Annotated in this window: 23 protein-coding genes and 1 riboswitch; of the genes, 11 read left to right on the top strand and 12 right to left on the bottom strand. The window is 73.5% G+C overall.

Annotation, left to right across the window (positions count from 1 at the left end; translation table 11 throughout):
* Window positions 1-84 precede the first annotated feature (84 nt).
* The 3 genes from ABZ851_RS20730 to thiO form a co-directional block, all read right to left on the bottom strand.
* A complete protein-coding gene (locus tag ABZ851_RS20730; RefSeq protein WP_361129472.1) occupies window positions 85-942 on the bottom strand; it encodes a thiazole synthase in 858 nt (285 codons plus the stop codon).
* Window positions 943-951: 9 nt separating this feature from the next.
* Window positions 952-1,179, bottom strand: a complete 228-nt coding sequence (gene thiS, locus ABZ851_RS20725; protein ID WP_336052460.1) for a sulfur carrier protein ThiS — start codon at window positions 1,177-1,179, stop codon at window positions 952-954.
* Window positions 1,176-2,429: a glycine oxidase ThiO gene (thiO, locus tag ABZ851_RS20720; RefSeq protein WP_361129469.1), complete on the bottom strand. Its 1,254-nt coding sequence runs from the start codon at window positions 2,427-2,429 to the stop codon at window positions 1,176-1,178. The genes thiS and thiO overlap by 4 nt, the downstream gene beginning before the upstream one ends.
* A riboswitch (TPP riboswitch) is annotated at window positions 2,427-2,539 on the bottom strand. (Overlaps the previous gene by 3 nt.)
* A gap of 155 nt (window positions 2,540-2,694) precedes the next feature.
* Between thiO and ABZ851_RS20715 the strand changes: the two genes are divergently transcribed.
* From ABZ851_RS20715 to ABZ851_RS20695, 5 genes are all read left to right on the top strand, one after another.
* Window positions 2,695-3,936 (top strand): FAD-dependent oxidoreductase, encoded by a 1,242-nt coding sequence (locus ABZ851_RS20715; protein WP_361129466.1) that lies wholly within the window; start codon window positions 2,695-2,697, stop codon window positions 3,934-3,936.
* A gap of 127 nt (window positions 3,937-4,063) precedes the next feature.
* Window positions 4,064-4,429, top strand: coding sequence for an Rv2175c family DNA-binding protein (locus ABZ851_RS20710; RefSeq protein WP_042162000.1), 366 nt, complete (start codon window positions 4,064-4,066; stop codon window positions 4,427-4,429).
* A gap of 118 nt (window positions 4,430-4,547) precedes the next feature.
* Window positions 4,548-5,258, top strand: a complete 711-nt coding sequence (gene thiE, locus ABZ851_RS20705) for a thiamine phosphate synthase (protein ID WP_361129463.1) — start codon at window positions 4,548-4,550, stop codon at window positions 5,256-5,258.
* A gap of 173 nt (window positions 5,259-5,431) precedes the next feature.
* Window positions 5,432-6,349, top strand: coding sequence for a methylenetetrahydrofolate reductase [NAD(P)H] (gene metF / locus ABZ851_RS20700; protein WP_311626807.1), 918 nt, complete (start codon window positions 5,432-5,434; stop codon window positions 6,347-6,349).
* 35 nt (window positions 6,350-6,384) lie between these two features.
* Window positions 6,385-7,608, top strand: a complete 1,224-nt coding sequence (locus ABZ851_RS20695) for a hypothetical protein (protein WP_361129460.1) — start codon at window positions 6,385-6,387, stop codon at window positions 7,606-7,608.
* A 110-nt stretch (window positions 7,609-7,718) separates the two neighbouring features.
* On the opposite strand, the gene ABZ851_RS20690 is transcribed toward ABZ851_RS20695, so the two are convergent.
* The 5 genes from ABZ851_RS20690 to ABZ851_RS20670 all read right to left on the bottom strand — a co-directional run bounded on the left by ABZ851_RS20690 (window position 7,719) and on the right by ABZ851_RS20670 (window position 14,261).
* The gene (locus tag ABZ851_RS20690) at window positions 7,719-9,236 is read right to left on the bottom strand and encodes an NAD(P)/FAD-dependent oxidoreductase (RefSeq protein ID WP_361129457.1); all 1,518 of its coding nucleotides are present in this window, start codon (window positions 9,234-9,236) and stop codon (window positions 7,719-7,721) included.
* 91 nt (window positions 9,237-9,327) lie between these two features.
* A complete protein-coding gene (locus ABZ851_RS20685) occupies window positions 9,328-9,948 on the bottom strand; it encodes a DUF4126 domain-containing protein (protein WP_361129454.1) in 621 nt (206 codons plus the stop codon).
* Window positions 9,949-10,358: 410 nt separating this feature from the next.
* On the bottom strand, window positions 10,359-10,973 hold the full coding sequence (locus tag ABZ851_RS20680) for a TetR/AcrR family transcriptional regulator (protein WP_336052473.1): 615 nt from the start codon (window positions 10,971-10,973) through the stop codon (window positions 10,359-10,361).
* Window positions 10,974-11,086: 113 nt separating this feature from the next.
* Entirely contained in the window at window positions 11,087-13,294 is a 2,208-nt protein-coding gene (locus ABZ851_RS20675; protein WP_361129451.1) for a YhgE/Pip domain-containing protein, read from the bottom strand.
* Complete coding sequence (locus ABZ851_RS20670; protein WP_361129448.1) at window positions 13,266-14,261, bottom strand: ATP-binding cassette domain-containing protein; 996 nt, start codon at window positions 14,259-14,261, stop codon at window positions 13,266-13,268. The genes ABZ851_RS20675 and ABZ851_RS20670 overlap by 29 nt, the downstream gene beginning before the upstream one ends.
* Before the next feature lie 253 nt (window positions 14,262-14,514).
* On the opposite strand from ABZ851_RS20670, the gene ABZ851_RS20665 reads away from it, so the two are divergent.
* The 3 genes from ABZ851_RS20665 to ABZ851_RS20655 all read left to right on the top strand — a co-directional run bounded on the left by ABZ851_RS20665 (window position 14,515) and on the right by ABZ851_RS20655 (window position 16,757).
* Window positions 14,515-15,000, top strand: coding sequence for an SAV_6107 family HEPN domain-containing protein (locus tag ABZ851_RS20665; RefSeq protein WP_361129445.1), 486 nt, complete (start codon window positions 14,515-14,517; stop codon window positions 14,998-15,000).
* A gap of 335 nt (window positions 15,001-15,335) precedes the next feature.
* On the top strand, window positions 15,336-16,091 hold the full coding sequence (locus ABZ851_RS20660) for a methyltransferase (protein WP_361129442.1): 756 nt from the start codon (window positions 15,336-15,338) through the stop codon (window positions 16,089-16,091).
* Between the two features lie 258 nt (window positions 16,092-16,349).
* Window positions 16,350-16,757: a DUF3040 domain-containing protein gene (locus tag ABZ851_RS20655; RefSeq protein WP_311623295.1), complete on the top strand. Its 408-nt coding sequence runs from the start codon at window positions 16,350-16,352 to the stop codon at window positions 16,755-16,757.
* Window positions 16,758-17,115: 358 nt separating this feature from the next.
* Here ABZ851_RS20655 and ABZ851_RS20650 read toward each other — a convergent pair whose 3' ends face one another.
* The 4 genes from ABZ851_RS20650 to ABZ851_RS20635 all read right to left on the bottom strand — a co-directional run bounded on the left by ABZ851_RS20650 (window position 17,116) and on the right by ABZ851_RS20635 (window position 22,957).
* Window positions 17,116-19,563, bottom strand: a complete 2,448-nt coding sequence (locus ABZ851_RS20650; RefSeq protein ID WP_361129438.1) for a transglutaminaseTgpA domain-containing protein — start codon at window positions 19,561-19,563, stop codon at window positions 17,116-17,118.
* Between the two features lie 130 nt (window positions 19,564-19,693).
* Window positions 19,694-21,076 (bottom strand): DUF58 domain-containing protein, encoded by a 1,383-nt coding sequence (locus ABZ851_RS20645; protein WP_361129435.1) that lies wholly within the window; start codon window positions 21,074-21,076, stop codon window positions 19,694-19,696.
* Window positions 21,076-22,038, bottom strand: coding sequence for a MoxR family ATPase (locus tag ABZ851_RS20640; RefSeq protein WP_361129432.1), 963 nt, complete (start codon window positions 22,036-22,038; stop codon window positions 21,076-21,078). Before ABZ851_RS20640 ends, ABZ851_RS20645 begins: the two co-directional genes overlap by 1 nt.
* Before the next feature lie 358 nt (window positions 22,039-22,396).
* Complete coding sequence (locus ABZ851_RS20635; RefSeq protein WP_361129429.1) at window positions 22,397-22,957, bottom strand: carbonic anhydrase; 561 nt, start codon at window positions 22,955-22,957, stop codon at window positions 22,397-22,399.
* A 506-nt stretch (window positions 22,958-23,463) separates the two neighbouring features.
* Here ABZ851_RS20635 and rsmH point away from each other — a divergent pair.
* Genes rsmH through ABZ851_RS20620 form a run of 3 tightly spaced genes read left to right on the top strand, consistent with a single transcriptional unit; the run spans window position 23,464 to window position 26,937 of the window.
* Complete coding sequence (gene rsmH, locus ABZ851_RS20630) at window positions 23,464-24,432, top strand: 16S rRNA (cytosine(1402)-N(4))-methyltransferase RsmH (protein WP_336052487.1); 969 nt, start codon at window positions 23,464-23,466, stop codon at window positions 24,430-24,432.
* A complete protein-coding gene (locus ABZ851_RS20625; protein WP_361129426.1) occupies window positions 24,429-24,917 on the top strand; it encodes a septum formation initiator family protein in 489 nt (162 codons plus the stop codon). Before rsmH ends, ABZ851_RS20625 begins: the two co-directional genes overlap by 4 nt.
* A 7-nt stretch (window positions 24,918-24,924) precedes the next feature.
* A complete protein-coding gene (locus ABZ851_RS20620) occupies window positions 24,925-26,937 on the top strand; it encodes a penicillin-binding protein 2 (protein WP_361129423.1) in 2,013 nt (670 codons plus the stop codon).
* Window positions 26,938-26,979: the final 42 nt, after the last annotated feature.

Here is a 26,979-nt window from a genome sequence, read left to right as displayed (position 1 = left end):
AGCAACGGCGAACAACCCCCATGGCGGGAAAGCCAAAAACGGCCCGAGGCAAAGCGCAGCGGACCGGCGGGAAGGCCAGAAAACTCAGAACGCCGGCCGCTCAGGGTCGAACTCCGGCACCCCCTGCGTCGGGGACGACGCCAACGCGAAGTGGCGCCGCGGAATGCGCCCCGCGCAAAACGCCAGGCGGCCCGCCGTGACGGCGTGGCGCATCGCGGAGGCCATCAGCTCGGGTTCCTGGGCGCGGGTCACCGCGGACGCCAGCATCACGGCCGCGCAGCCCAGCTCCATGGCCAGTGCGGCGTCCGACGCCGTGCCTGCGCCCGCGTCGAGGATGACGGGGACGCCGGCCCGCTCGGTGATCAGCTGGAAGTTGTGGGGGTTGCGGATGCCCAGGCCGGAGCCGATCGGCGAGCCCAGCGGCATGATCGCGGCGCAGCCCACGTCCTCCAGCTTGCGGGCCAGTACCGGATCGTCGTTGGTGTAGGGCAGCACGGTGAAACCGTCGTCCACCAGGGTCTCGGCGGCGTCCAGCAGCTCGATCGGGTCGGGCAGCAGGGTGCGCTCGTCGGCGACCACCTCCAGCTTGACCCAGTCCGTGCCGAGCGCTTCCCGGGCGAGCCGGGCGGTGAGCACCGCTTCGCCCGCGGTGAAGCAGCCCGCGGTGTTCGGCAGCACCTTGATCTTGTGGCGCTCCAGTACGGACAGCACCGAGCCCTGCACGGTCGGATCCAGCCGCCGCATGGCGACCGTGGTCAGCTCCGTACCGGAGGCGAGCAGCGCCCGCTCCAGGACGTCGAGGCTGGGTGCGCCACCGGTGCCCATGATCAGGCGGGACGTGAAGGTGGTGCCGGCGAGGGTGAGGGGGGCGGGGTCGCCGGCCGTGGCGAAGCCGCCGTCGGACGCGGGGGCCGCTCCCCGGAGCGCTGAGGTGTCGGTCATGTCTGCGGATCAGCCTCCCTGGACCGCGGTCAGCACCTCGACGCGGTCGCCGTCGGCGAGCGAAGTGGCGGGCCACCCGCTCCGGGGCACCACGGTCTCATTGACCGCCGCGGCCACCCCGGCGGGCGCCTGGGACAGCGTCGCGACGAGCCGGTCGAGGGTCAGGCCGGCGGGAATCTCGCGGCGCTCCCCGTTGACGGACACCGAGACGGTGGGGGCGGGTGGGGCGGCGTTCATACGGGCTGCTCCTGGGGGGCACGGGTGCGCTCGGTTCCCGGCGCGGCGATCGGGGTCCCCCCGGGCCGTTCCGGCGCGGGGGAGAAGCGTGCGGGGGAGAAGGGGCGGGCCTCCTCGGGAAGGAGGCCGGTGGCCAGTACCTCGGCCATCGCGTCACCGGTGACGGGGGTGAGCAGCACTCCGTTGCGGAAGTGGCCGGTGGCGAGGTGGAGGCCGGGCAGTGCGGTCGGCCCGAGCATCGGGGCGTTGTCGGGGGAGCCGGGGCGCAGTCCGGCGCAGGTCTCGACGAGCGGGAGCTCGGTGATGCCGGGGACCAGCTCGTGGGCGTCGCGCAGCAGCTCGTAGACCCCGCCGGCGGTCACGGTGGTGTCCCAGCCCAGCTCCTCGCTGGTGGCGCCGACGACCAGTTCGCCGCTCTCGCGCGGGACCAGGTAGAGCGGGCCGCCGCGGACGACCGCCCGTACGGTGCGGGAGAGGAAGGCGGGGCTGCCGGCGGGCATCTCCGGCAGCCGCAGCCGCAGTACCTGGCCCTTGACGGGGCGCACCTGCGGCAGGATCGCGTCGGGCACGCCGTCGAGCCGGCCGCTCCAGCTCCCCGCGGCCAGTACGACCTGGCCGGCCGCGATCCGGGTGCCGTCGGCGAGTTCGGCGCCGGCGGCCCGGCCGCCGTCGACCGTCAGCCGCACGGCCCGGCTCCGGTGGAACGCCACCCCGGAGCGCTCGCAGGCGGTCGCCAGCGCGCTCGCCAGCCGGCGCGGATCGACCTGGTGGTCGCCGTCCACCCGCAGACCGCCGCGCACCCCGGGGGCCAGCATCGGCTCCAGCCGCCGGCACTCGCGCCCCGTGAGCCACTGCGACTCCAGCCCCGAGCGGGTCTGCAGGGCGTGCAGGTCGCGCAGGTGGGCGCGGTCGTCGGCGTCCAGCGCGACGGCCAGGGTGCCGCACCGCCGGTAGCCGACGGGCAGTCCCGCGGCCTCCTCCAGCTCTTCGACGAAGCGGGGGTAGCGCCGGGCGGAGGCGAGGTTGAGGCCCAGCAGGGTCTGCTCGCCGTAGTGGAGCTCGGTGACCGCGGCCAGCATCCCGGCCGCGACCCGGGCGGCGCCGCCCCCGGGCGCGGAGTCGGCCACCGCGGCGCTCAGCCCGCGGACGGCCGCCCGCCAGGCCGTGACCAGACCGATGATGCCGCCGCCGATGACCAGCACATCAGGGCTCCGCGGGGTGGGTTGTGAGCGGGTGGCGGTTGCGTGCATGGGCGTCCAGCCCCTCCCTTCGCCGGCATGACCCGGATCAGGTTCGTACGGTCGGAGGCCGGCCAGCCTCCCTCTCAGCCCGGTGCGTCCGGGCTCCCGCGAGTGCGTGTATCCGTCACCCTAATACGGGGCCGCGAGGCACCGTAAGAGAGCGCCCCCGGCCTCCCGGGGCCCGCGCCCCGGGCCGCCCGGACGGTGACGCTGTGTCAGAGATCTCCTTGCGCGCTGCTGCGAGCCGCCTCACACCCCGTCCTAGAGTGATCGGGTGAGCGAGCAGAGCAAGTCCTCCCAGGCCCCTGACCGCACGCCGCACGTCGTGATCGCCGGCGCCGGAATCGCGGGTGTGCAGACCGCGGTCGCCCTGCGCGAACACGGCTGGCCCGGCGCGATCACGCTCCTCGGCGACGAGCCCCACCGGCCCTACGACCGTCCGCCGCTGTCCAAGGCGGTACTGCTGGGCAAGGCCGAGGGCTCCGCCTTCGACGTCGACTTCGCAGCGCTCGGCATCACCCTCCACCTCAGCCGCCCGGTCACCGGCCTGGTGCCGGACGCCCGTGTGATCGAGACGGCCGAGGGCCCGGTCCCCTACGACTACGCGGTCCTGGCGACCGGCGCCGAGCCGATCGTGCTGCCCGGCAGCGAGGGACTGCCCGGCGTCCATCTGCTGCGCACCCTGGACGACGCCGAACGGCTGCGTCCGGTGCTCGCCGCCCAGCACGAGATCGTGGTCGTCGGGGCCGGCTGGATCGGCGCCGAGTTCGCCACCGCGGCGCGCGAGGCGGGCTGCGCGGTCACCGTCGTCGAGGCCGCCGACCGCCCGCTGGCCGGCGCGCTGCCCGCCGAGGTCGCCGCCCATATGACCGGCTGGTACGCGGACGCGGGCGCCGAGCTGCGCACCGGCGCCCGGGTCGCCTCCGTCACGGCGGGCGCGGTCACCCTCGACGACGGCACGGTGCTGCCCGCGGACGCGGTGGTCATCGGGATCGGCGCCCGCCCCGCGACCGGCTGGCTGGCCGGCTCGGGCGTCGAGCTCTCGCCGCGGGACGGCTCCGTACTGGCCGACGAGCAGCTGCGCACCTCCGTGCCCGATGTCTACGCGGTCGGCGACTGCGCCTCCTTCCCGTCGGCCCGCTACGGCGCCCGCCTGCTGATCCACCACTGGGACAACGCCCTCCAGGGCCCGCGCACGGTCGCCGAGAACATCGCCCGCGGCGAGGCGGAAGGGGTGGTCTACGACCCCGTCCCGTACTTCTGGTCGGAGCAGTTCGGCCGGTTCGTGCAGTACGTGGGGCACCACGGGGCCGCCGACGAGCTGGTCTGGCGCGGTGACCCGGCGGGGGCCGCCTGGTCGGTGATCTGGCTGCGGGAGGGACGGCTCGTCGCGCTGCTGGCCGTGGGGCGGCCCCGGGACCTCGCACAGGGGCGCAAGCTGATCGAGCGGGGCGTCGCCCTGGACCGGGAGCGGGCCGCGAATGCGTCGGTGCCGCTGAAGGCCGCGGCGCTGTAGCCGGATGCCGGAGCGCGGTGACCGGTGGTGGCCGGCCGGGCGCCGGCCGTCACCCTCCGGTGTGCAGCGGGCCTCCGATGGCGATGCCCGGCTACCGGCTGTCAGTGGGAGGTGGCAGGCTTGTCCTGTGACCGAGATTGACGCAAACATCGATGGACTCGTCCCCGCCTGGCTCACCCTCCCCGACATCGCCGAACAGCTCGGCGTCGAGGTGACGCGGGTCCGGCAGCTGGTCAAGGAGGGCCAGCTGATCGCGGTGCGCCGCGGCGAGAACCGGGCGCTGCACGTGCCCGCCGATTTCATCAAGGACGACAAGGTGGTCAAGGGCCTCGTCGGCACCCTCACCCTCCTCAAGGACGACGGTTTCACCGACGAGGAGATGCTGGAGTGGCTGTTCACCCCGGATGAGACCCTGCCCGGCACGCCCGCCCAGGCGCTGCGCGAGAATCGCGGTACGGAGGTGAAGCGCCGGGCCCAGGCGCTCGCCGTCTGACGCCATGACGCGGCCCGCACTGCGCCGGCAGCCGCGCCCGCACCCGTAACCGCATCCGCGGGGCGTACGGACCGGAAGGCCCGGACCGTACGCCCCCGACCTGGGGGGAAGTCGCCCGATGACCACCGCACGCCCGGCTCTGTCCGATGCCCGGCTCTACCTCTGCACGGACGCCCGCAGGCGCCAGGGTGATCTCCCGCAGTTCCTGGACGCGGTGCTCTCCTCGGGTGTGGACATCGTCCAGCTGCGGGACAAGGGCATGGAGGCCGGCGAGGAACTGCGGCATCTGGAGGTCTTCGCGGACGCCTGCCGGCGGCACGGCAAGCTGCTCGCGGTCAATGACCGCGCGGATGTCGCCCATGCGGCGGGCAGCGAGGTCCTGCATCTCGGGCAGGGCGATCTGCCGGTCCCGGCCGCCCGCGCCCTGCTGGGCCCGGACGTCCTCATAGGCCGCTCCACGCACGCCGAGGCCGAGGTGGACGCCGCGCTCACCGAACCCGGTGTGGACTACTTCTGCACGGGCCCGTGCTGGCCCACCCCCACCAAGCCCGGCCGTCACGCCCCGGGCCTCGACCTGGTCCGTTACGCCGCGGCCCGCGCCCCCGAGCGCCCTTGGTTCGCGATCGGCGGGATCGACGCCCGGAACCTGGACGAGGTGCTGCAGGCGGGCGCCCGCCGGGTCGTGGTGGTCCGCGCCCTCACGGAGGCGGACGATCCGGGAGCGGCGGCCGCCGCACTGGCCCGGCGCATCCGGACCTGGGACGCCCCGGATGCCCTGGACGCCCCGGATGCCTCCGCGCCGTCGCGTCCGGTCCGCGAGGCCGGGTGAGCGAGTGCCGGGTGACCGGGCGAGGGGCATCACCGTGCGCGGTGTCGGGAGCCGGGCGGTTTCCTGACCTCCGGGCGACCGGAAAATGTCCACCCAGTGGACATCAACCCGGCCAACCAGGCATTACGCCCGACGCGGTTGGTGTGGGCCCGGCCGGTGGTTAACCTGCCGGTATGGCCCTAGGTACAGCTTCCACCAGGACTGATCGCGCACGCACGGTGCGCGACCTGCTTGCTTCCGGCAAGCAGTCGTATTCTTTCGAGTTCGCCGCCCCCAAGACGGAGAAGGGCGAGCGGACCCTGTGGAACGCCATTCGCCGCATCGAGGCCGTCTCGCCGACGTTCGTCTCCGTGACGTACGGCGCCGGCGGCACCTCCCGTGACGGCACGGTGCGCGCCACCGAGCGCATCGCCACCGACACCACCCTGACCCCGGTCGCCCACCTCACCGCGGTCAACCACTCCACGGCCGATCTGCGCAACATCATCGGCCAGTACGCCGACGCCGGGATCCGCAACATGCTCGCGCTGCGCGGCGACCCGCCCGGTGACCCGATGGGCGAGTGGGTCAAGCACCCCGACGGCATCGGCTACGCCGCCGACCTGGTCCGGCTGATCAAGGAGTCCGGCGACTTCTGCGTCGGCGTCGCGGCCTTCCCCGAGATGCATCCGCGCTCGACGGACTGGGACACGGACGTGGCACACTTCGTCGCCAAGTGCCGGGCCGGTGCGGACTTCGCCATCACCCAGATGTTCTTCTACCCCGAGGACTACTTCCGGCTGCGGGACCGCGTTGCGGCGGCGGGTTGCTCGACGCCGATCATTCCGGAGATCATGCCGGTCACGAACGTGCGCCAGATCGAGCGGTTCGCTCAGCTCAGCAACGCGGCCTTCCCGCCCGAGCTGGCCGAGCGGATCCTCGCCGTCAAGGACGACCCGGCGGCGGTACGCTCCATTGGTATCGAGTACGCAACGGACCTGTGCGCACGCTTGATGGCCGAGGATGTTCCCGGGTTGCACTTCATTACCCTGAACCACTCCACGGCGACCCTGGAAATCTACGAGAATCTGGGGCTGCACCAGCAGTCCTGATCACGGTGGCCGCGAGCGGCGGAAGAGGGGCGTATATGGGCTGGACGGTCCTCTACATCGCGTTCGGCCTGGTGGCGCTGTGGCTGTTGGGTGAGGTCCTGCTCCAGAACAAGGCGCGGCTGCGCTGGCGGCTGCTGGCCTTCGCCGGCTTCATCGGTGTGGTCGTCGGTGTCATCATCCCGTCAATACTCGTGATCGGGCTGGGACTTGTCGCCTTCGCCATCGGGCAGACGAATGTGACGCTCTCCTTCCGTCGCGGCTTCACCACCGGCTGGGCCCTGCGCAGCAAGCCCGAGGCCGGGGCGTCCGGTGACAGCGGCCGGCGCCGCCGGGCCCGCCCGTCCGGACCGCCCCCCGCCGAACCGACCCTGGAGGTCTCCGGCCTGGAGGCGGTGGCGCCCGCCGAGGCCCCCGCACGGTCCGGCGACGGGGGCCCGGACACCTTCGAGAGCACCGGCGGCTTCCAGCGGGTGGACCCCTACGCCGCACAGGACACCTTCGCCGGGCAGGGCTCCTACGGCGGGCCCGGTACCGCCGCGGGACAGGACGGCTTCGCCGCGCAGGACACCTTCGTCGCGGGGCAGGAGGCCTTCGCCGCGCAGGAGACCGTGGTCGGGCAGGGCTTCTACGGCTACACCCCCGGCGACGACTACCGCGGCCAGGACCCGTACCAGGGGCAGCGGCAGGACCAAGACGCCTACGCCACCCAGGCGTTCGCCGCCCCGGACGACTTCGCGCCGGCCGACGCCACCGCCGTCTACGCCCCCCAGCCGATGCCCGAGGAGACCGGCCAGTACGGCGTCTACAGCCCCGACGCCCGTGGCCAGCAGCCCGGTTACCAGGGTTACGGCGGATACGACGCCTACGACGCCGCCGGCAACGGCAGCAGCAATGGCAACGGCTATGCGTACGGCGGCGGTTACGACCAGACCGGAGCCGGCCAGGCCCCCTACGCCGACCCCTATGCGGCCTACGGCGACGGCCAGGGCCAGCAGGCGGCCTACACCGACCCGTACCTCGGCGGTCAGCAGTGCGCCGGGTCCTACGACCCCTACCAGCAGGCGGACCCCTACGCCTCGTCTCCCTACGCGGCGCAGCAATACGACGCCCAGGGACAGCCGCTCGGCCAGGGCTACGGCGAGACCCCGCCCGGTGGCGTCTGGGTCCCCCAGCAGCGCGACACCGAACTCCCGCCCGAGCAGCAGCCCTACCCGCCCTACCAGCAGCCGGGGTACGACGGGCAGCAGTACCGCTACTGAGCGGCCGCAGGGACGCACGGACGGACGCAGGGACGCACGGTCGGCGGTGCCGCGCGCCGCGGCGGCCCCGGCCCGCCGGGCCCCCGGCCGGGGCAGCCCCGTCCCGCCCCTCAGGTGGAGCCGTGCCAGTCGTCGCCGTTCACGATCAGGCCCGCGACGATCGCGCCGGACATGCCGGCATGCGCCGGTCCGCCGCCCGGGTGCGACCAGCCGCCGACCGTGTAGAGCCCCGGTATCCGGGTGCGGTTGCCGGGCCGCAGAAAGCGGCCTTCCCGGCCGGCCAGCGCCGGGCCCGGCACCAGTGCGTCCGGCTCCGGCGGCAGCACCTCCCGCCACAGCACCCGTTCCCGCAGCCCGGGAACGGCGGCCTCGGCGCTCTCGGTCATCCGCTCCGCGCAGGCATCCGCGGCCTCCCCGCCCGACCAGGCGACCGGGCCGGGCGCGGCCACCGTCGCGGTCAGGGTCACCGCCTCATGGGCGTCGTCCGGCCGGGTCGCCGGATCGTCCGGGCGCAGCACCGTCACCGTCGTCCGGGCGCACGGGGTCCGCGGCCCGGAGCCGCCGCCGAACACGCCCGCCAACTCGGCCTCGCGGTCCGGGGCATGGACCACCGTGCGGTGCACGGCGTCCGCGGGACGCGCGCCGCGCAGGGCCAGACAGACCGTGAGCCGTCCGGTGGCCCGGTCCTCCGGGTCCAGGGCGGGGCGCACCTCGTCGGCACCCCACGGCTCCCTCCCGCCGCACAGCTCCACCAGCCGTGCCGGATCGATGCCCGCGACCACGAACTCGGCCTCCGCCACCCGGCCGTCGGCCAGTTCCACGCCCGCCGCCCGGCCGTCCTTCTCCACGATCGCGGTCACCGCCGTGCCGAAGCCGAACTCCACCTTGCGCGCCAGGCACCGCTCGTACAGCGCCTCGGCCAGCGCCCGCATACCGCCGCGCGGATACCAGCTGCCGAAGGTCTGCTCCATGTACGGCAGCACCACGGCGCTCGCCGGGGCGCTGCGCGGATCGAAGCCGTACGCCAGCGCATGGCTCTCCAGCAGCGCGGTCAGCCGGGGGTCGGCCAGCTCGCGGCGGGCCACCTCGGCGAGCGTGGCGGTGGTGGGGCCCTTGCCCCGGCCGAACAGCCCGCGCCTGCGCACCGCCGGATACGGATCGCGCCCCAGCACCTGCCAGTCCTGCCACAGCGGCTCTTCCAGGAGCGGGCGGCGGGTGGCGTCCCAGGCCTCGCGGGCGCGGCCCATCAGGTCGCTCCAGCGTTCACCGCGGCCCGCGCCCAGCGCCTCGTCGAGAGCCGCCAGCACCCCGGCCCGGGAGGCGTTCGGCAGCGAGACGGCCGTTTTGTCGGCGAAGACATGCTGGCTCGCGGGGTCGACCTGGGACAGCTCGACACAGCTCTCCAGCGGCTCGCGGCCGGTCTTGAGGAACAGATCGCGGTAGACGGCCGGCAGGTGCAGCAGGCCGGGGCCCGTATCGAAGGCGAAGCCCTCCCGCTCCCGCCGTTGCAGCGCGCCGCCATGGGTCGCGCCGCGCTCGAACACCGCCACCCGGTGGCCCGCGACGGCCAGCCGGGCAGCGGCTGCCATCGCGCCCATCCCGGCGCCGATCACCGCAATCCGTGCCATGCCTGCGACTTTATCCGGACCCACTGACAACGCCCGCACGGCCGGTGCCACGGCCCGGCAGCGGCCGTGCCGCCGCCGGGGCGGCAGGCCGTCAGAACGCCGGGGGCAGCGCCTCGCCCGCCGCGGCCAGTCGTTTCTCCTCGCGCCGCTGCCGGCGGCGCCGCAGGTAGCGGCGGATCCGCGACCACAGGAACACCACCAGGGCGATGCCCGCGGCCAGCAGCGCCGCCGCGATGACCGCCGCGGCCACCGGATGGAACACCGCGAACGCGATGATCCCGGCGACGCCCAGATCCTCGGCGAGGCTCAGCACGATGTTGCTGGCCGGCTCCGGTGAGGTGTTGACCGCGATCCGGGTGCCGGCCTTGACCAGATGGCTCAGCAGCGCCGTGGAACCGCCCACCGCGCCCGCCGCCAGCTCGGGCAGCGAGCCGTTGTGACCGGCCAGCAGCGCCGCCACGACGGCTCCGGCCACCGGCCGGATCACCGTGTGCACCGTGTCCCAGACCGAGTCGACGTACGGGATCTTGTCGGCGACGGCCTCGCACAGGAAGAGCACCCCGGCCACGATCAGCACATCGGGGCGCTGCAGCGCCGCGGGCACCTCGTCGGTGACGCCGGTCGCGCCGAGCAGGCCGAAGAGCAGGACGACGGCGTAGGCGTTGATCCCGCTCGCCCAGCCACTGGTGAACACCAAGGGAAGTACGGACACGCAAGAAAGCGTAGGCCCCGGCCGGCGTCCGGGGCTCAGGAACGCAGGCTCCGGCTGGGGGCCGGTGCTCAGGGTTGAGTATCCGTACTCAGTCGCCGAGATGAGTAGGTACGCGGATGGGCCGGTACCCGTCCGGAAGGAAGAGTGGGGACCACGGAAGGGAAGCGGCGCCGCACCGCCGACACGGGGCGGCGGAGCGGCGCGGCTCCCGGACGTGACGGGGGAACACGGGGGAACGGGGGAAGCACGGGGGAGTGCGGGGGAAGCGCTGTCCTGGTCGGATCGATGGGGGAACGATCCGCGCCAGGGCAGCGCACTCTTTTGTGCGGGCCCCGGGGGAAAGGCGGTGCGCGCCGTACCCGACCACTACGGCGCGCACCCGCTGCCTCCCCCCGGGAGACCCGCCCGGGCTACGAGGGACGGCCGCTGACCCGCCCCTGGAGCAGGCGCGACAGCGCCGCGTGCACCTCGTCGATCGACCGGTCCGGCTGGTAGGACTGCCAGTCCAGGGCAGCCACCAGCACCATCCCGAACAGCGCCGACGCGGTCAGCGGGATGTCGATCTCCTCGCTCAGCTCCCCGCCCGCCACCGCCTCGCGCAGCACGTCCTCCACCACGGTGATCGCCCGCTCGCGCACCCCCATCAGCGTCGACTGCCAGGACCGGTTGGTGCGCCACAGCTCGGCCACGTAGAGCTGGGTGAGCGCCGGGTAGCGGGAGATGAAGTCCAGCCCGGCCCGGATCATCGCGTCCAGCGCGTCGATCCGGCTGCCGCCCCGGCCGGTGACCTCCTCGGCGGCCGCCTGCAGGGAGGTCGTCAGCATGTCGATGCCGTGCACCAGCAGCTCTTCGAAGAGCACGTTCTTGCTCGCGAAGTTGTAGTAGACCGTGCCCTTCGCGACACCCGCCCGCTCGGCGATCTCGTCCACCGTGGTGGACGAGAAGCCCTGTTCGGCGATGAGCGTGACCGCGGCATCGAAGAGCTTGCGCCGGGTGGCGTCGCGGCGTGTATTGGAGCTGTCCATGGGGGCGATTGTGCCGGTCCCCGCGGATCGGTGCGCGGCTCGGTGAGGCGACCCCCAGGCGGGTGGCGCCGGGGCAACCGCCGGACGGGCGGCCGCGGCCGCCCGTCCGGCGCTCACAGGCTCAGCTCCGGGTGCAGGTCCTTCATCCGCACCACCTGCCGGCCGCGCGCCGTCAGGGACGTCAGCACGAGCGCCCCCGCGGTGAAGGCCACCAGCACCACACTGCCCTGCCACACCGGCGCGAGCTCCCCGCCGGTGATCAGCCGGCGCAGCCCCTCCACGACGTAACTCATCGGCAGATACGGGTGGATGGCGGCGAAGAAGCCCGGACTGGTCTGTACGGGATAGGTGCCGCCCGCGGAGGTCAGCTGGAGCATCAGCAGCGCCAGCACCAGGATCCGGCCGGCCGGGCCGAACTGTGCGTTCAGCCACTGCACGATCGCCGAGAAACAGGCCGTGACCAGCACGAGGAAGCCGATCGTGCCGGCCGCCCGCACCATCTCCAGGCCGATCGCGAAGTGCAATACGGCCATCAGGGCGGCGGTCTGCAGCACCCCCACACCGAACACCGGCAGCCATCCGGACACCGCCACCCGCCAGGAGGGCGCGCCCATCGCCAGCGCCCGCCGGTTCAGCGGCTGGATCAGCATGTACGCCACCATCGCGCCGACCCACAGGGACAGCGGGATGAAATACGGGGCGAACCCGGTGCCGTAGTTCGGCGCCTTGTGGGCGGCGTCCGAGGCCAGCTGTACGGGGTCGGACATGACCTGGGTGCGTGCGTCGCGGTCCTTCCTGCCGTAGTCGGGGATCTGCTTCGCCCCGTCGTGCAGCCCCCCGGCCAGCTTCTGCGAGCCGTCGGAGAGCTTGAACATGCCGCCGTTCAGAGTGTGGGCGCCGTCCTTGAGCCTGCCCACACCGGAGTCGAGGTCGCCCATACCGGCCGCGGCACGGCCGGTACCGTCGTGCAGCTGGTGCGCCCCGTCGTCGAGCTTGTCCGCGCCGGCGGCCAGCCGGGCGTTGCCTGCGGCCAGCTTGCGCGCTCCCGCGGACACCTTGTGCGCCCCGTCGTTGAGGTCGTTGATCTTCTTGACGGCGGCGTCCATGTCGGCGCCCAGGGTCGGCCCGTGCCGGGCCAGCTCGCCCGCCAGGGAGTGCAGCGTGTCCAGGTCCCGGCCCAGTTGGTCGAGGTTCTTCTGGTCGTGGACGTACTCGCTGACCTCCTCGGCCCGGTTCGCCGCGGTGGCCGCCTCCTCCGTGAGCTGCTTCAGCTCCGTGCAGGACGTGTCGAGCCGCACCGCGCCCTCGCAGCGCAGCCGGTAGTAGGCGGCCAGATGGTCGGAAACCCCCCGGGAGAGCTTCGCCCCGCCGGCGGCCGCGGCGGGGAGCTTGCCGAGGTGGTCACGCACGGCCTGCGAACCGTCGGCGACGAGCTGCGCCGCCTCGCCGATCTCCTTGCCGTGCGCCCGGACGAAGGGCCCCACCTTGCCGACGACTCCGTTGACCTTGTCGGCCAGCTGCTGGGTCCCCTGTGCCACCTGCCCGGAACCGTCGGCCAGTTGGCGCGAGCCGTGGGCGGCACTCCCGGCTCCCCGGGCGAGGTCGGAGCTGCCCCGGGAGAGCCGCCCGGCGCCCGCGTCGAGGTCGCCCAGGCCGGTGACCAGCTTGCCGCTGCCGTCCTTCGCGGTGCCCAGGCCGTCGGCCAGTTCGCCCGCGCCGTGCCGGGCCTGCCCGATGCCGTCGTGGAGCCGGTCGGCGCCGTCCGCGGCCTGCTCGGTCTTGCCGTGCAGCGTCGAGAACGAGACGAAGATCTTGTCGAGGAAGGTCCGCGCCGACTTCGTGGAGGCCGCGGAACGCACCTCGGAGAACACCGTCCGGGAGATCTGCCCGACGATGTAGTTGTTCGCGTCGTTCGTCCGTACCTTGAGGGCGCCGGTCTCGGGGTGGTCCCCGGAACTGGAGGCGATCCGCCGGCTGAAGTCCGCCGGGATGGTCAGCGAGAGGTAGTACGAGCCGTCCTCGACGCCCCGGGCGGCCTCCTTGGCGTCCACGGGGCGCCAGTCGAAGGTGTGGCTGCCGGCCAGCCCGTCGACGATGCTGTCGCCGGCCGAGAGGTGCTTCCCGTCGACGGCCGCACCCTTGTCCTCGTTGACCAGCGCCACCGGAATCTTGTCCAGCCGCCCGTACGGGTCCCAGAAGGACCACAGGTACAGCGCGCCGTACAGGAGCGGCAGCAGCAGAAGGGCGGCCAGCGCGGCGCGTGGCAGCTTCCCCCTCCCGAACCGCTTCAGCTCAAGCGCGGCCAGCTTCGGCGAGCGCATCGGCCGCCCCCTCCTCGTCGTCGGGCCCGTCGTGCTTGCCGGCCGTGCTGTCTTCGGCGGCCTTGGTGGCCGTGGCGGCCTTGTCGGCGTTGGCGGCCTCGTTGCTGTCCTGCTCGTCCGTGGTGTCCGGGGCGTCTGTGGCGTCCGTGATGGCCGGCGCGTGCGCGGTGTCCGCGAGGTCCGTGGCCTCCGTGGGGGCCGTGGCCTCCGTGGTGGCGGGGGATGCGCCGGACGCGCCCTTCGGGGTGTGCCGCTCCGGGCGGGCGCCCGTGTGGACCAGCACCACGCCCTCGCCGTTCTCCGGCGGCTCGCTGCACACCGCCAGCACGGTGGTACCGGCCGCCGCCAGGCCGCGCAGCAACGCCCAGGCCGCGGCGCGCTCACCGTCGGACAGCTTCAGATCGGTGTCGTCGACGGCCAGCAGCCGCGGGCCGCCGATCAGCGCGAGCGCCACGGACAGCCGCAGCGCCTCCAGCCGCTCCAGGTCGCGGACGGACGTACGGATCCCCTTGGGCAGCGCCTCCGGGTCGAGCCCCGCCGCCGCGAGGGCGGTGTCCACCAAGGCGCGGGCTTCGGTCCGGCGCTCGCGCCGCGGCCGCAGCAGCGCCCGCACCGAACCGCCGAACCGGCCCTGCAGCAGGGCGCGTTCCCGCAGATGCTCGCCCACCGTGAGGGCGGGATCGAGCTCGGCGACCCCCGGCACATGGGCGAGCGCGGTGACGGACCGGACGGCGGCCCTCTTCTTCGGCAGCGGCAGTCCGCCGACCTCGGCGGTGCCGGCGGCGGACTTCATCCGGCCGGTGAGTGCGAGCAGCAGACACGTACGGCCCGAGCCCGAAGGGCCCTGTACGACGATCAGCGAGCCGGGTCCGGCGGTGATGTCGATGTCCCGGAACGCCCATCCACGGGGGCCCTTGACCCCGAATCCCGTGGCCGTGACCGCCGCCCCGTGCGGGGTGCTGTCCACGATCCCCTCCTTGAACTGACTGGTCAGTTCAAAAAGTATGCGGTATCCCACCCCCCGTTCCGCAAGGGGGTGTTGCGAATCCGCCCCGGAAATCCGGCCCGGGGGTCAGGCCGGGAAACGCGCCCCGGCGCATGTCCCCTTTCCAACGAAAGTGCAGGTCAGCGTCGATTGTCAGTGGCGTACGTCACGATGGCTTCATACGGTCCGAATCGACTTCGGTCCCGAACCGGCATGCGACGACAGGAGGTTCGTCATGGCAGCTCGTCCCAGCGGGGGCAGCTCCGCTGCGTACGGTCCCCCGAGCGATGTCCACCCCGTCCTGCGGCGGGCGGCCGCGCCACCCGCCGCCCTCACCCTGCTCGCCCAGGCCCAGCAGGGCCTCGACGAAGCGCAGACCCTGGAAACCCCCAACGAACAGTTCGCCACGGCCCATCTGGCCGCGCTGCGCACCGCCGCCGCTGTCCTCGCCGTCCGCGGCCGGCCGGAGAGCACCCTGCGCCGCAGGCAGCGTATCCGCAGCGCCTGGGAGGTTCTTCCCGAGGTCGCGCCCGAACTCTCCGAGTGGAGCGCCCTCTTCGCCGCCGGCGCCCCCCGCCGGGCGAAGGCCGAGGCCGGTATAGCCGGCGCGGCCTGCCGCCGGGACGCCGATGATCTGCTGCGCGACGCCGCCATGTTCCTGCGCCTGGTGGAACGGATGCTGCTCCTCCAGCCGTCGCTGCCACCACAGCGAGCGGGGTAGGGGCGCCGCGATCACGGCGTGGGCCGGGGGTGACAGGCCGGGGCGGCACGCCGGTACGCCGGTACGCCGGGGCGGCGGGGCGGCGGGGGGCCGGCGATGGGGGAGTGGGGTGGGGAGGGGGCGGGGCCCCGGGGGGGGGGGGAGAAGGGAAAACGCAGAAGCGGCGCCCGCCCCCACGTCCCCCGGCGCCCGGCCCCCCGGCGCCCGGCCCCCGGCGCCCGGCCCCCGCCCCCGGCGCCCGGTCGGCTCCGCGGGCGGCGGACGCTGGACGGCGCGGGACGGAATAGGGTGGTGAACGCCTAGACGTTCATGCCCCCGCCGAGGAGCCACCCGCCGTGTCTGACCCGCTGCGCCCCCGCGCCTCCCTTCGTACCGCCGTGGTCTGGGACGTCCTCAAGGACGCCCTGGAGCGCCGGGTCAAGGCCGCCGGGCGCGACGCCCTGGATGTCCTCGACACCGGCGGCGGCACCGGCAACTTCGCCGTGCCGGTCGCCCGCCTCGGCCACCAGGTCACGGTCGTCGACCCCAGCCCCAACGCCCTCTTCGCCCTGGAGCGCCGCGCCGCGGAGGCGGGCGTCGCCGACCGGGTACGCGCCGTGCAGGGCGACGCTCACGGTCTGTTCGACGTCGTCGAGCGCGGCGGCCATGACGTCGTGCTCTGCCACGGCGTGCTGGAGTACGTCGACGACCCGGCCGAGGGCATCCGCAACGCCGTCGACGCGCTGCGCCCGGCCGGCACCCTCAGCCTGCTCGCGGCCGGTCTGGGCGGCGCGGTCCTCGCACGCGCCCTCGCGGGCCACTTCACCGCGGCCCACCAGGCCCTCACCGACCCGTCCGGACGCTGGGGCGAGGGCGACCCGATGCCGCGCCGGTTCACCGCCGACCAGCTCACCGAGCTGGTGTCCGGCACCGGTCTGCAGGTCGGTGCGGTGCACGGCGTGCGGGTCTTCGCCGACCTCGTCCCCGGGGTGCTGGTCGACACCGAGCCGGGCGCCATGGACGCCCTGCTGAAGCTCGAGGCGGCCGCGGCCGAACAGCCCGCCTTCCACTCCGTGGCGACGCAGTTGCACGTCCTCGCCGAGCGCGACTGACCCACCCGGCACACCGGCTACCGGGTGCAGTCGGCCACAGACCACCCGATCAGCCCCTTCGCCCCGTATGATCGGGGTACGACGTTCCGGCATGGCGGACAGGCGGGTGGGGAATGCAGGCAGCATCACCACCGGTCGCCGCGGCGGCCCGGACAGTGAATTGGCGTCGAGGGGCGGGTTTCACGGGGACGATTCCCTGCCTATCCTGAAAGGGTCGCACCCCGGTCGCCCCCCGCGACCGACGAGTAGGAGGACTCCGTGCCGCTCTCGGAGCACGAGCAGCGCATGCTCGAGCAAATGGAGCGAGCGCTGTACGCCGAAGATCCCAAGTTCGCGACAGCGCTTGAGGGAAGCGGGCTGCGTACGTACACCCGGCGACGGGTCTACCAAGCGGTCGCGGGCTTCCTGGTGGGTATCGCCCTGCTCATGGCCGGCATGGTCGCGCAGCAGATCTGGATCAGCGTGGTGGGATTCCTCGTCATGCTCGGCTGCGCGGTGCTGGCGGTCACGGGCTGGCGCAAGGCCCCCAAGCCGGGTGAGCAGCAGTCCGGCGCGGGTTCCGGAGGTGGTGCGCCGGCGCGCCGACAGGCCCGGCAGCGGCGCTCGATGATGAACCGCATCGAGGACCGCTGGCAGCGGCGCAGGGACGAACAGCAGGGCCACTGACGAATAGCAGAACCACTGAGCAATGGCAGGGCCGCTGAGGAACAGCAGGCCTTTGAGCCGCCGGGGCGAGCGAGGAAGCGAGCCCGCGGAACTGTCCGAAGTGGGTCCGAAGCCCCATTGAGCTCGTTCCGGCGAGCCCAATGGGGCTTCAGCAGTTACGCCGGTATTTCTTTTCCGAATCCATTTCTCCTGCTGCTTTTCCGGCATTTCTTCCGGCTGTTTCTCCTTGCTCTGTGCACCGCTCCGTGCGCCGTTCTTTCCCGCCGGGACTTCTCCACTCGCCGAAGGCCAGGCTCTTTGCTTCCGGGCTGAGCCCGGCCTTCCGGCGCTTCGGAGGCACCCGCCCCGGGCCGTGTGGCTATGCCCGCTGCCGGCCCGGCCGGAGGGCGGCCGCCGCGCGCCGTACCGAGGTCACAGGGCGGCTGCTGCGGCACCGGACCAGCCAGGCCGTCCACCGCGCTGACCAGGCCCAACGGAGGCGGGCCACCGAACGCGGGGCGAGCTGGGCGCGCAGCCGCAGCCCACGGGGCGCGGCGTCCCGCAACCCGGCCCGTACCTGTTGCACCTCCGCGGCGAGTCCGGACACCGGCTGCGGTTGCGGTGCGTACAGGACCTGCTCCACCGCCGCCGCAACGCGCCGGGCGGCCGCGGCGGGCTCCGGTTGCAGTTCTCCGAGCCGGATGATCCGCGCGGCTGCCTTACGCGGAGTCAGCGACTCGTCCGGCAGGATGCCGAAGTCCCAGGCGGTGTCCTGCAGCTCCTGCCAGGCGGCGAGGGTGCCCGCCGCCAAGTCCCCGTCCTGGCCGGCGGCGGCCAGCCGTCGGGCCCGCGTCCGCAGCCGCCACAGCAGCGGGGCCGCGGGCAGCAGCAGGGCGAGCAGGACCGCCAGCGCGATACCGGCGGCCGCCCAGGGGAACGAACCGTCCTCCGGGGGGCGGATGCCCCCGTTCTGAGTGGGCGGCGTCAGACACCCCGAACCGGCGCCCGCGCCGGAACGCTGTTCGCCGGGGCCGCAGGACGGGTCCGCTGAGGGGTCCTCCGAGGGGGCCGCGGACCGGGAGGGCCCCGGGTCCGGGCTGCCGGGGTCGGCCGTTCCCGGCGTGGCGGGGTACGCGTAGTCGGGGATGCTGCCGCGGCTCGGGGTCGGTTCGAAGCGGGTCCAGCCGACGCCCTGGAAGTACAGCTCGGGCCACGCATGCGCGTCCTTGAGGCCGACCGAGGTCGTGCCGTCGGGCTGCTTGGTGCCCGGGGTGAAACCGACCGCGACCCGGGCCGGGATGCCCAGGGTCCGGGCCATCGCCGCCATCGAGAAGGAGAAGTGGACGCAGAATCCCTCCTTCTGCCGCAGGAACCGCGCGATGGCCTGGGAACCGCTGCCCGCCCGGACGTCGGTGTTGTAGCTGAAGCCGCCGTTGAGCGCGAACCAGTCCTGCAGCTTGACGGCCTTGGCGTACGTGGTCGGTGCGCCGCGGGTGACCCGGCGTGCGGTGTCGCGTACGACGGAGGGCAGCGAGTGAGGGACCTTGGTGTACTCGCGCAGCAGGTCGGCGGGCGGCGCCGGCGCGGCGGCCAGCTGTCCGGAGGTGGGCCGCACCTGCAGGCTCTCGACCTGGTACTGCAGGCCGTGGGTGTTCTGCCCGCGGTCCCCGACGAGCGTGCGGCCCTGGGGCTCGAAGCGCCAGCGCCCGGAGATGTCCACCTTGGACGCCGGATAGGGGAGCGGCAGCCAGTTCTGGGCGTACCACCCCGCGGTCGAGATGGAGGTGTTGATCCGGTTGAGGCCGACCGCGGAGCTGAGGCCGGGCGGCCGCGGAAGCTGCTCGGGGACGTCCGTGACCGTGCGCTCCGAGGGCTTCCAGGTCGTGCCGTCGAACTGGTCGAGCGCGACGATCCGCAGATACAGATCGCGGGTGTCGGAGGCGGTCGTGCGGTAGTTGAGGACTTCCTTGTCCTCGGGCTGGTTGAGGCTGTCCTGCAGCGACACCAGCGGGTTCACCGCGGAGATGGTGCCACCGCCGCCGGGTCCCGTGCCGTTGCCGGAGGTGCCCAGCAAGCCGCTGCCGAGGGAGGGCAGCACGGCGGGTACCACCACGGCGAGCCCGAGCGCCATCGCGCCGATCCTGCGGCCCGTACGGACCGGGGCGGACGCCGGCGCGCCGGCGGCGGCCGCGAACCCCCGGCCGCCGCGCGGCCCGTCCGCTCCGGCGCCCGGCCCGCCGAACACCCGGCCCCACTGGGAGAGCCGGTCGCGGCCCTCGGCCAGCAGAAGGAGCAGATAGCCGGCCGCCGCGATCAGGAACAGCAGCCAGCCGGCGCCGCCCTGGGACAGTCCCGCCGCCACCGAATACAGCGCGAGCAGCGGCAGCCCGGCGGGCGCGGCGCTGCGGTAGGTGACCGCCAGCGCGTCCACCGCCAGGCCGATCACCAGCACGCCCAGGACCAGCAGCAGCCGGATGCCGGGGGTGAGGGGGGCGGGGATGGCGTACCGGCCGACGTCATGTACGCCGTCCTGCAGCAGCCGGCCGAATTCCGCGAGGGCGTCCGGTCCCGGCAGCAGTCCGAGGACCGCCTCGTTCCTGACGAACAGCAGGGTCATCAGCAGCACGGCGGCCAGGGCCTGGACGCCGATGATCAGCGGTCCGGCGAGGGGCGCCCGGCGGGCCGCCGCGCCCACGCCGGTCATGAGGGCCAGCAGGATCGCCGCCTCGACCATCCAGGTGATCGGATCCACCAGCGGCAGCAGCGCGCCGGCGGCACACAGGGTGGCCACCGCCGCGCACACCGCCAGCCGCGCCCGGCCGCTCATGCCCGTACCTCATTTCCCTCGGGATCCGGGCACCGCACGTACGGTCCGCCGGCCCGGCCGCGGGGCGCACCCGGCCGCCCGCCCCCGGGCAACTGCTCGTCCGTCACCCGTACGATCTCCACGCCCCCGTTCACGACCGGCCCCCGCCCACCGTCTCCGGCGCGCTCGCGTCCGCCGGCCGCCCGGGCTCCGCCCCGGCGCCGTCCGCGGCCGCCCGCCAGAGGTCGGCGAGCGCGTCGCCGGGAGTCACCGGCAGTGCCGTCCAGCCCGCGCGGCGCAGCAGCTGCACCCGTTCGGCCACCGGGACCTGGCCGGCGGAGAATCTGATCCCCCCGGGGCCCCGCGCCCAGGCGTCGCCGTCCACGACGAAGGCGACGGCCGCGCCGCAACGCTGCCGTATCCGTCCGGCGACCGCCGCCTGCTCCTCGTCCAGATCGCCGAAGAAGGCGATCAGCACGCCTTCGTCGCCGCCGCGCACGGCGTCGTACGCCGCCGACAGCCCCTCCGCCTCGGAGTGGTCCACGACCGCGAGGGTGTCCAGCAGCAGGCCCACGGCGTCGGCGCATTCGGCGCCGCCCGCGAAGCCGACGGCGCCGTCGGGACCGGGCACCGAGGTGCCGGTGTCGGTCAGCAGCCGCACCGAGAAGCCGCGCTCCAGCAGGTGCACCGCTGCCGAAGCGGCGCCCGTCACCGCCCACTCGAAGGCCGAGTCGGGGCCCGCTCCCGGGTGGGCGACGGCGCGGGTGTCGAGCAGGACCGTGCAGCGCGCCTTCTGCGGCTGCTCCTCCCTGCGGACCATCAGCTCGCCGTGGCGCGCGGTGGACCGCCAGTGGACCCGGCGCAGATCGTCGCCGTGCCGGTAGCCGCGCGGAATGAGGTCGTCCTCACCGGCCAGCGCCAGGGACCGCCGGCGTCCGTCGCCGTATCCGGCGGCCTCACCGCCCAGCCGCACCGGCGGCAGCGGTTCGACCCGCGGCACCACCGTCAGGGTGTCGACGGTGCTGAACGAACGGGTCAGCTCGCACATCCCGAAGGGATCGGAGAGCCGTAGTTGCAGCGGCCCCAGCGGATAGCGTCCGCGCAGGTCGGCGCGGACACGGTAGGAGACCTCGCGGCGGCCGCCGGGCTCGACGCGGTCCAGGACGAAGCGCGGCCGGGGGCCGAGGACGTACGGCACCCGGTCCTGGAGCATCAGCACGCCCGTCGGCAGCCGGGAGACGTTCTCCATCCGCAGCCGGACCCGGGACTCGGCGGCCGCGGGCACCCGGGCGGGGGAGAGCGTACGGCTGCCCGCGACCCGGTAGCGGGTGCGGTGCAGCACCAGGACGCACACCAGCGGGAGGGCCGCGAGCAGCAGACCGACCCGCAGCAGATCCGGCTGCCCCAGGAGGTAGGAGCACGCCACCGCCGCCAGCCCGGCCGCCAGGAACGATCTGCCCCGTGTCGTCAGCCCTTCGAGGGCCGCCCGCAGTCCGCGGTGCTCCGCCGCCCCCTCGCCGCCCCCCTCGGACATCACAACCCCCGTACGCCGGGCGGCTGCTGACCGGGTGTTCGCCAGGCCTGCGCGGACGGGTCGGGGACCGGGACGCGCCGCAGGATCTCCAGCACGATCTGTTCGGCCGTCCGGCGGTTCAACTGAGCCTGGGCGGTGGGCAGCAGCCGGTGCGCGAGCACCGCCACCGCCAGCGACTGGACGTCGTCCGGGAGGACGTACTCCCGCCCCAGGAGCGCGGCCGAGGCCTTGGCGGCGCGCAGCAGATGCAGGGTCGCCCGCGGTGAGGCGCCGAGCCGCAGCTCGGGGTGGCTGCGGGTGGAGGCCACCAGGTCCACGGTGTATCTGCGCACCGTTTCGGCGACATGAACCGTGCGTACCGCCTCGATCAGTTTCACGATCTCGTGGGCGTGCGCCACCGGCCGGAGGTCGTCGAGCGGTGAGGCACCGCCGTGCACATCCAGCATCTGCAGTTCGGCCGACGGGCTCGGGTAGCCGATGGACACCCGCGCCATGAAGCGGTCCCGCTGGGCCTCGGGGAGGGGGTAGGTGCCCTCCATCTCGACCGGGTTCTGGGTGGCGACCACCATGAACGGGTTGGGCAGCTCGTAGGTCTGCCCGTCCATCGTGACCTGGCGCTCCTCCATGGACTCCAGGAGCGCCGACTGGGTCTTGGGCGAGGCGCGGTTGATCTCGTCGCCGATCACGATCTGGGAGAAGATCGCGCCGGGCTTGAACTCGAATTCCCGCTGCTGCTGGTCGAAGATGCTGACGCCCGTGATGTCGGAGGGCAGCAGGTCGGGCGTGAACTGGATGCGACGCACCGAGCAGTCGATGGAGCGGGCGAGTGCCTTGGCGAGCATGGTCTTGCCGACGCCGGGCACATCCTCGATCAGCAGGTGCCCCTCGGCCAGCAGCACGGTCAGCGCGAGCCGTACGACCTCCGGCTTGCCCTCGATCACGCCCTCCACCGACCGGTGCACACGCTCGGCGGTGGTGATCAGATCTCCCCCTGAGCCCGGCCCTTCCCCCCTCGGCTCCGCTCGGGCGTGGGGACCCCCGTACGCGGGGGGACCCCCAAGGCTCGCTCGTTCGTCATACGCCGTCACTCGGCCCTCCTCGGCCCCGCACTACGGGCCGGTGCCCCCTTGCGGACCGGCCCACCCCGAATGTGGCGTCGCACCCGGCCACCGCCGGGGCGACGTCACCCCCGCATTCTTGCCGCCCGCGCGGCTTCGCGTCATGACCTGTGGATAACTCACAAGGATAAGCCCCGGCCTTCGTGACGAATGCGACTTTTCGTTCCCGTTCGCACGTCAGGGAGGCCGGGGCCGGGGTGTGTCAGCGCTGCGGATCGATCTCCCGCAGCAGTCCGGTGGTCACGTCGAAGACAAAGCCGCGGACATCGTCGGTGTGCAGGAGGAAGGGGGAGGTGCGCACCCGCTCCATGGACTGCCGTACGTCCTCGTCGAGGTCCTTGAAGGCCTCGACCGCCCAGGTGGGGCGCTGTCCGACCTCGGCCGCCAGGTCGTGGCGGAAGTCCTCGGTCAGGCTGAGCAGACCGCAGCCGGTGTGGTGGATGAGGACGACTGAGCGGGTGCCCAGGGCGCGCTGGCTGATGGTCAGGGACCGGATGATGTCGTCGGTGACCACGCCGCCGGCGTTGCGGATGGTGTGGCAGTCGCCGAGTTCGAGGCCGAGCGCCTTGTGCAGGTCGAGTCGGGCGTCCATACAGGCCACGACGGCGACCTTTTGGACGGGCCGGGCGTCCATCCCGGGGTCGGTGAAGGCTTCGGCGTAGCGCCGGTTCGCCTCGACGAGACCGTCCGTGACGGTGTCACCGGCACGGTTGCCGGCACTGCCGGCGGACGAGGACAGCGGCTGCGATGCAGGTATGGGCATGGATTCACGGTAATCGCCGCCTGCCGCCCCGGCCGCATGGGAGGCCGGGCATAGGGGGCAACGTCACTCCATGTGAGGTAATCCACAGGGTCGTCCGGGGCGCCGCCGTCCGGGTGAGGAGCCCGCGGCGAAGGCGGTGCGAAAGCCGTCGCAGGACGCGCGGAACCGGTTGATTGACCGGGGCGACCGGTGGACTAAAGTGGCGCGAAGTGGGAGGCGTGACGCTCTCCTTGGATACCGGATTCCTCGCGTGCGCGCGTCGTACGTACGGCTCGGCCTCCTCCCGCTCCCATGGTCTTCCGACGTCACTTCCCCGTCGCCGGAGGGCCACTTCCCCTTCAGAGCGGGCGGGGACCAAGCGGTACGTGCGGCATCCCCCAGCCAGCGGCCGGGGCCCCACCTGCCGCCCAGCCCATCGGAAGGCACATGAGCGAGCGTAGCGAGCGATTCAGGAAGCGGTGCGCACACGGCGCCCGCAGGCGGGCCGAGCGCAGCGGGGCCGTCGCATGACCAACAGCACTCGCCACGTCCCCGTCATGCTCCAGCGGTGCCTGGACATGCTCGCCCCCGCTCTCGCCGAGCCCGGCGCGGTCGTCGTCGACTGCACGCTCGGCCTCGGAGGGCACAGCGAGGCGCTGCTCGCCACCTTCCCGGCGGCCCGGCTGATCGCCCTCGACCGTGACCCCTCGGCCCTGAAGCTCGCGGGCGAACGGCTCGCCCCCTACGGAGAGCGCGCCACCCTGGTGCACGCCGTCTACGACGAGCTCCCCGAGGTCCTCGACCGTCTCGGCACCCCCCGCGTCCAGGGCGTCCTGTTCGACCTCGGGGTGTCCTCCATGCAGCTCGACGAGGCCGACCGCGGCTTCGCGTACGCGCAGGACGCCCCGCTGGACATGCGGATGGACCAGACGACCGGCATCAGCGCAGCGGATGTCCTCAACACCTATGCGCCCGGTGAGCTGGTCCGGATCCTGCGCTCCTACGGGGAGGAGAAGCAGGCCAAGCGGATCGTCGAGGCCGTCGTCCGGGAGCGCGCCAAGGAGCCGTTCACCAACAGCGCGCGGCTGGTCGAGCTGATCCGGGACGCGCTGCCGCAGGCCGCCAAGCGCACCGGCGGCAACCCCGCCAAGCGCACCTTCCAGGCGCTGCGCATCGAGGTCAACGGTGAGCTGGCCAGTGTCGAGCGCGCCGTCCCGGCCGCCGTGAAGGCGCTCGCCGTGGGCGGCCGGATCGCCGTGCTCTCCTACCACTCGCTGGAGGACCGGCTGGTCAAGCAGGTCTTCGCGGCCGGAGCGGCCAATACGGCGCCCGCCGGGCTGCCGGTCGTCCCCGAGCGCTACCAGCCCCGGCTCAGGCTGCTGACCCGCGGCGCCGAACTCCCCACGGAGGAGGAGGTCGCCGAGAACCGCCGGGCCGCCCCCGCCCGGCTGCGCGGCGCGGAGCGTATCCGCGAGGACGTCGAGGACACCGCATGAAAGGCCAGGGGCGGCCGCGCGGCAGGCAACGCCTGGCCGCGCTCTTCCCCTCCGGCGCCGGGTCCGCCGGCACCGCGGCCCGCACGCCCTTCGTGGTCCTCATCGTCGTCCTGCTCGGCTCCGGCCTGATCACCCTGCTGCTGCTCAACTCCGCCCTCAATCAGGGGTCGTTCGAGCTGAGCAAGCTGGAGAAGAAGACCGACGAGCTGACGGACGAGCAGCAGGCGCTGCAGCAGGACGTGGACGCGTACTCCGCCCCGGGCGCGCTGGAGCGGCGGGCCCGCCGGCTGGGCATGGTGCCGGGTGGCAGCCCCGCCTTCCTGCTCCCGGACGGCACCGTCCGCGGCAGGACGGGCCCGGCCACCTCGGACGGGGCGCCGCTGAGCACGTCCGCCGAGCCGTCGGCGACGAGCGCGGCCGGCCACCGGGCCCCGGCCGCCCCGGCCGCCCCGGCCGTCCTCTCCCCGACGACCTCCGGCAGGTGAGCGCGGCATGACCGAGCCCAGGGACCCCCGCCGGGTGCCGCGCCCCGCCCAGCGCGGCGGCCAGGCGGGCGGCCGAGGCGGCCAGGCCGGTGGCCGGGGCGGCCGCCCGCCCGCCGGACGCCCCGCGCCCCGGCCTGGTCCCCGGCCCCCCGCCCGCCGCCCCGTGCGCCCCCGCCCGGGGTCCCCGGCGCTCCGCCTGGGCAGCCCGCGCCCCCGGCTGCGGCTGGTCTCCCTCGCGCTGACGCTGGTGATGCTGGTCTTCGTCGTACGCCTCTTCCAGGTGCAGGCCGTGGACGCCGGGGCCTTCGCCGCCAAGGCCAACGAGAACCGCTATGTACCGGTCAAGCTGGCCGCCGAGCGCGGTGCGATCACCGACCGCAACGGCGTGGACCTCGCCACCACCGTCGACGCGTACGACATCACCGCCGACCCGAGCCTGCTGGCGCCCGCCAAGACCAAGATCCACGACGCTCCGCAGCGGGCCGCCGCGCTGCTCGCGCCGATCCTCGGCGAGGACAGGGCCACCCTCGCCGCCAAGCTCGACCAGCCCAAGGCGCGCTACGTCCTGCTCGCCCGGCAGCGCGCCCCGCAGGTCTGGAAGCGGATCAAGGACCTGCGCGCCGGCCTCGACGCCAAGGCGGCCGCCGCCCCCAAGAGCGCGCCCCGCCCCGACGTCCTGGTCGGGATCTTCGCCGACAAACACAGCAAGCGCCTCTACCCGAACAAGGACCTCGCCTCCGGCGTCCTCGGCTTCGTCAACGGGGCCGGCAAGGGCGGCGGCGGCCTGGAGGCGCTGCTGAACAAGCAGCTGGCGGGCAAGGACGGCAAGCTCGTCTACGCCCAGTCCGGCGGCCGCCGGGTGCCCACCGCCGACACCCAGGAACATCCCGCCGTCCCCGGCAGCGACGTCGAGCTCACCCTCGACCGCGACATCCAGTGGGCCGCCCAGCAGGCCATCACCGAGCAGGTCGCCAAGTCGAACGCCGACCGCGGCTACGTCGTCGTCCAGGACACCCGCACCGGAGAGATCCTGGCGCTCGCCAACGCGCCCGGGTTCGACCCCAACGAGGTGTCGAAGGCCGATCCGGAGGCGCTGGGCAACGCCGCGCTGTCCGACGCCTTCGAGCCGGGGTCCACCAGCAAGCTGATGTCGATGGCCGCCGTCCTGGAGGAGGGCGTCGCCACGTCCGCCACCCGCGTCACCGTGCCCAACCGGCTGCACCGCGGCGACCGGCTGTTCGCGGACGACGTCGACCACGCCACCTGGCATCTGACGCTCAACGGCGTGCTCGCCAAGTCCAGCAACATCGGCACGATCCTCGCCGCCGGCCAGCTCGGCAAGACCCAGGCCCAGGCCAACCAGGTCCTCTACTCGTACCTGCGGAAGTTCGGTATCGGGAAGCCGACCGGCCTCGGCTTCCCCGGGGAGACCGACGGCATCCTGGCCAAGCCGCAGGACTGGAACACCTCACAGCAGTTCACCATCCCGTTCGGCCAGGGGCTGTCCCTCAACGCCGTACAGGCGGCCTCGGTGTACTCCACGATCGCCAACGGGGGCGAGCGCATCGCCCCCACACTGGTCCGCGGCAGCACCGGACCCGACGGCCACTACGCACCGGCGCCCAAGCCCGGCAGGGACCGCGTGGTCAGCCCCGAGACCGCGCGCACCCTCGCCACCATGCTCGAATCGGTGGTCGACGACGAGGAGGGCACCGGAGCGAAGGCGAAGATCGACGGCTACCGCGTCGGCGGCAAAACCGGAACGTCCAACCGGGTGGACCCCCAAACCGGCCGCTACCACGGCTACACCGCGTCCTTCGCCGGCTTCGCACCCGCCGACAAGCCCCGCATCACGGTCTACTGCGCCGTGCAGAACCCCACCACGGGCAGCTACTTCGGCGGCCAGGTCTGTGGCCCGATCTACCAGCAGGTCATGGCCTTCGCGCTGAAAACCCTCCAGGTCCCGCCGACCGGTGCCAAGCCCCCGCGGCTGCCGGTCACCTTCACGCCAGGCCAATGAAATCGAGGCAATTCCGCCGTGACGACCATCACTCCCGACGGC

This window comes from Streptomyces sp. NPDC047049 (genome assembly GCF_040643995.1).
GTDB classification, from domain to species: Bacteria; Actinomycetota; Actinomycetes; order Streptomycetales; family Streptomycetaceae; genus Streptomyces; species Streptomyces mooreae.
The sequence above is the reverse complement of the archived record's forward strand: the minus strand, read 5'-3'. Positions and strand labels throughout refer to the sequence as shown.

Excerpts from the sequence above, each read along its gene's own strand:
- ABZ851_RS20675 (WP_361129451.1), bottom strand. The coding sequence starts at position 13,294 with ATGCGCTCGCCGAAGCTGGCCGCGCTTGAGCTGAAGCGGTTCGGGAGG.
- ABZ851_RS20680 (WP_336052473.1), bottom strand. The coding sequence starts at position 10,973 with ATGGACAGCTCCAATACACGCCGCGACGCCACCCGGCGCAAGCTCTTC.
- rsmH (WP_336052487.1), top strand. The coding sequence starts at position 23,464 with ATGACCAACAGCACTCGCCACGTCCCCGTCATGCTCCAGCGGTGCCTG.
- ABZ851_RS20695 (WP_361129460.1), top strand. The coding sequence starts at position 6,385 with ATGGGCTGGACGGTCCTCTACATCGCGTTCGGCCTGGTGGCGCTGTGG.
- ABZ851_RS20690 (WP_361129457.1), bottom strand. The coding sequence starts at position 9,236 with ATGGCACGGATTGCGGTGATCGGCGCCGGGATGGGCGCGATGGCAGCC.
- ABZ851_RS20625 (WP_361129426.1), top strand. The coding sequence starts at position 24,429 with ATGAAAGGCCAGGGGCGGCCGCGCGGCAGGCAACGCCTGGCCGCGCTC.
- metF (WP_311626807.1), top strand. The coding sequence starts at position 5,432 with ATGGCCCTAGGTACAGCTTCCACCAGGACTGATCGCGCACGCACGGTG.
- thiS (WP_336052460.1), bottom strand. The coding sequence starts at position 1,179 with ATGAACGCCGCCCCACCCGCCCCCACCGTCTCGGTGTCCGTCAACGGG.
- ABZ851_RS20645 (WP_361129435.1), bottom strand. The coding sequence starts at position 21,076 with ATGTCCGAGGGGGGCGGCGAGGGGGCGGCGGAGCACCGCGGACTGCGG.
- ABZ851_RS20650 (WP_361129438.1), bottom strand. The coding sequence starts at position 19,563 with ATGAGCGGCCGGGCGCGGCTGGCGGTGTGCGCGGCGGTGGCCACCCTG.
- ABZ851_RS20620 (WP_361129423.1), top strand. The coding sequence starts at position 24,925 with ATGACCGAGCCCAGGGACCCCCGCCGGGTGCCGCGCCCCGCCCAGCGC.
- thiE (WP_361129463.1), top strand. The coding sequence starts at position 4,548 with ATGACCACCGCACGCCCGGCTCTGTCCGATGCCCGGCTCTACCTCTGC.
- ABZ851_RS20730 (WP_361129472.1), bottom strand. The coding sequence starts at position 942 with ATGACCGACACCTCAGCGCTCCGGGGAGCGGCCCCCGCGTCCGACGGC.
- ABZ851_RS20635 (WP_361129429.1), bottom strand. The coding sequence starts at position 22,957 with ATGCCCATACCTGCATCGCAGCCGCTGTCCTCGTCCGCCGGCAGTGCC.
- ABZ851_RS20665 (WP_361129445.1), top strand. The coding sequence starts at position 14,515 with ATGGCAGCTCGTCCCAGCGGGGGCAGCTCCGCTGCGTACGGTCCCCCG.
- thiO (WP_361129469.1), bottom strand. The coding sequence starts at position 2,429 with ATGCACGCAACCGCCACCCGCTCACAACCCACCCCGCGGAGCCCTGAT.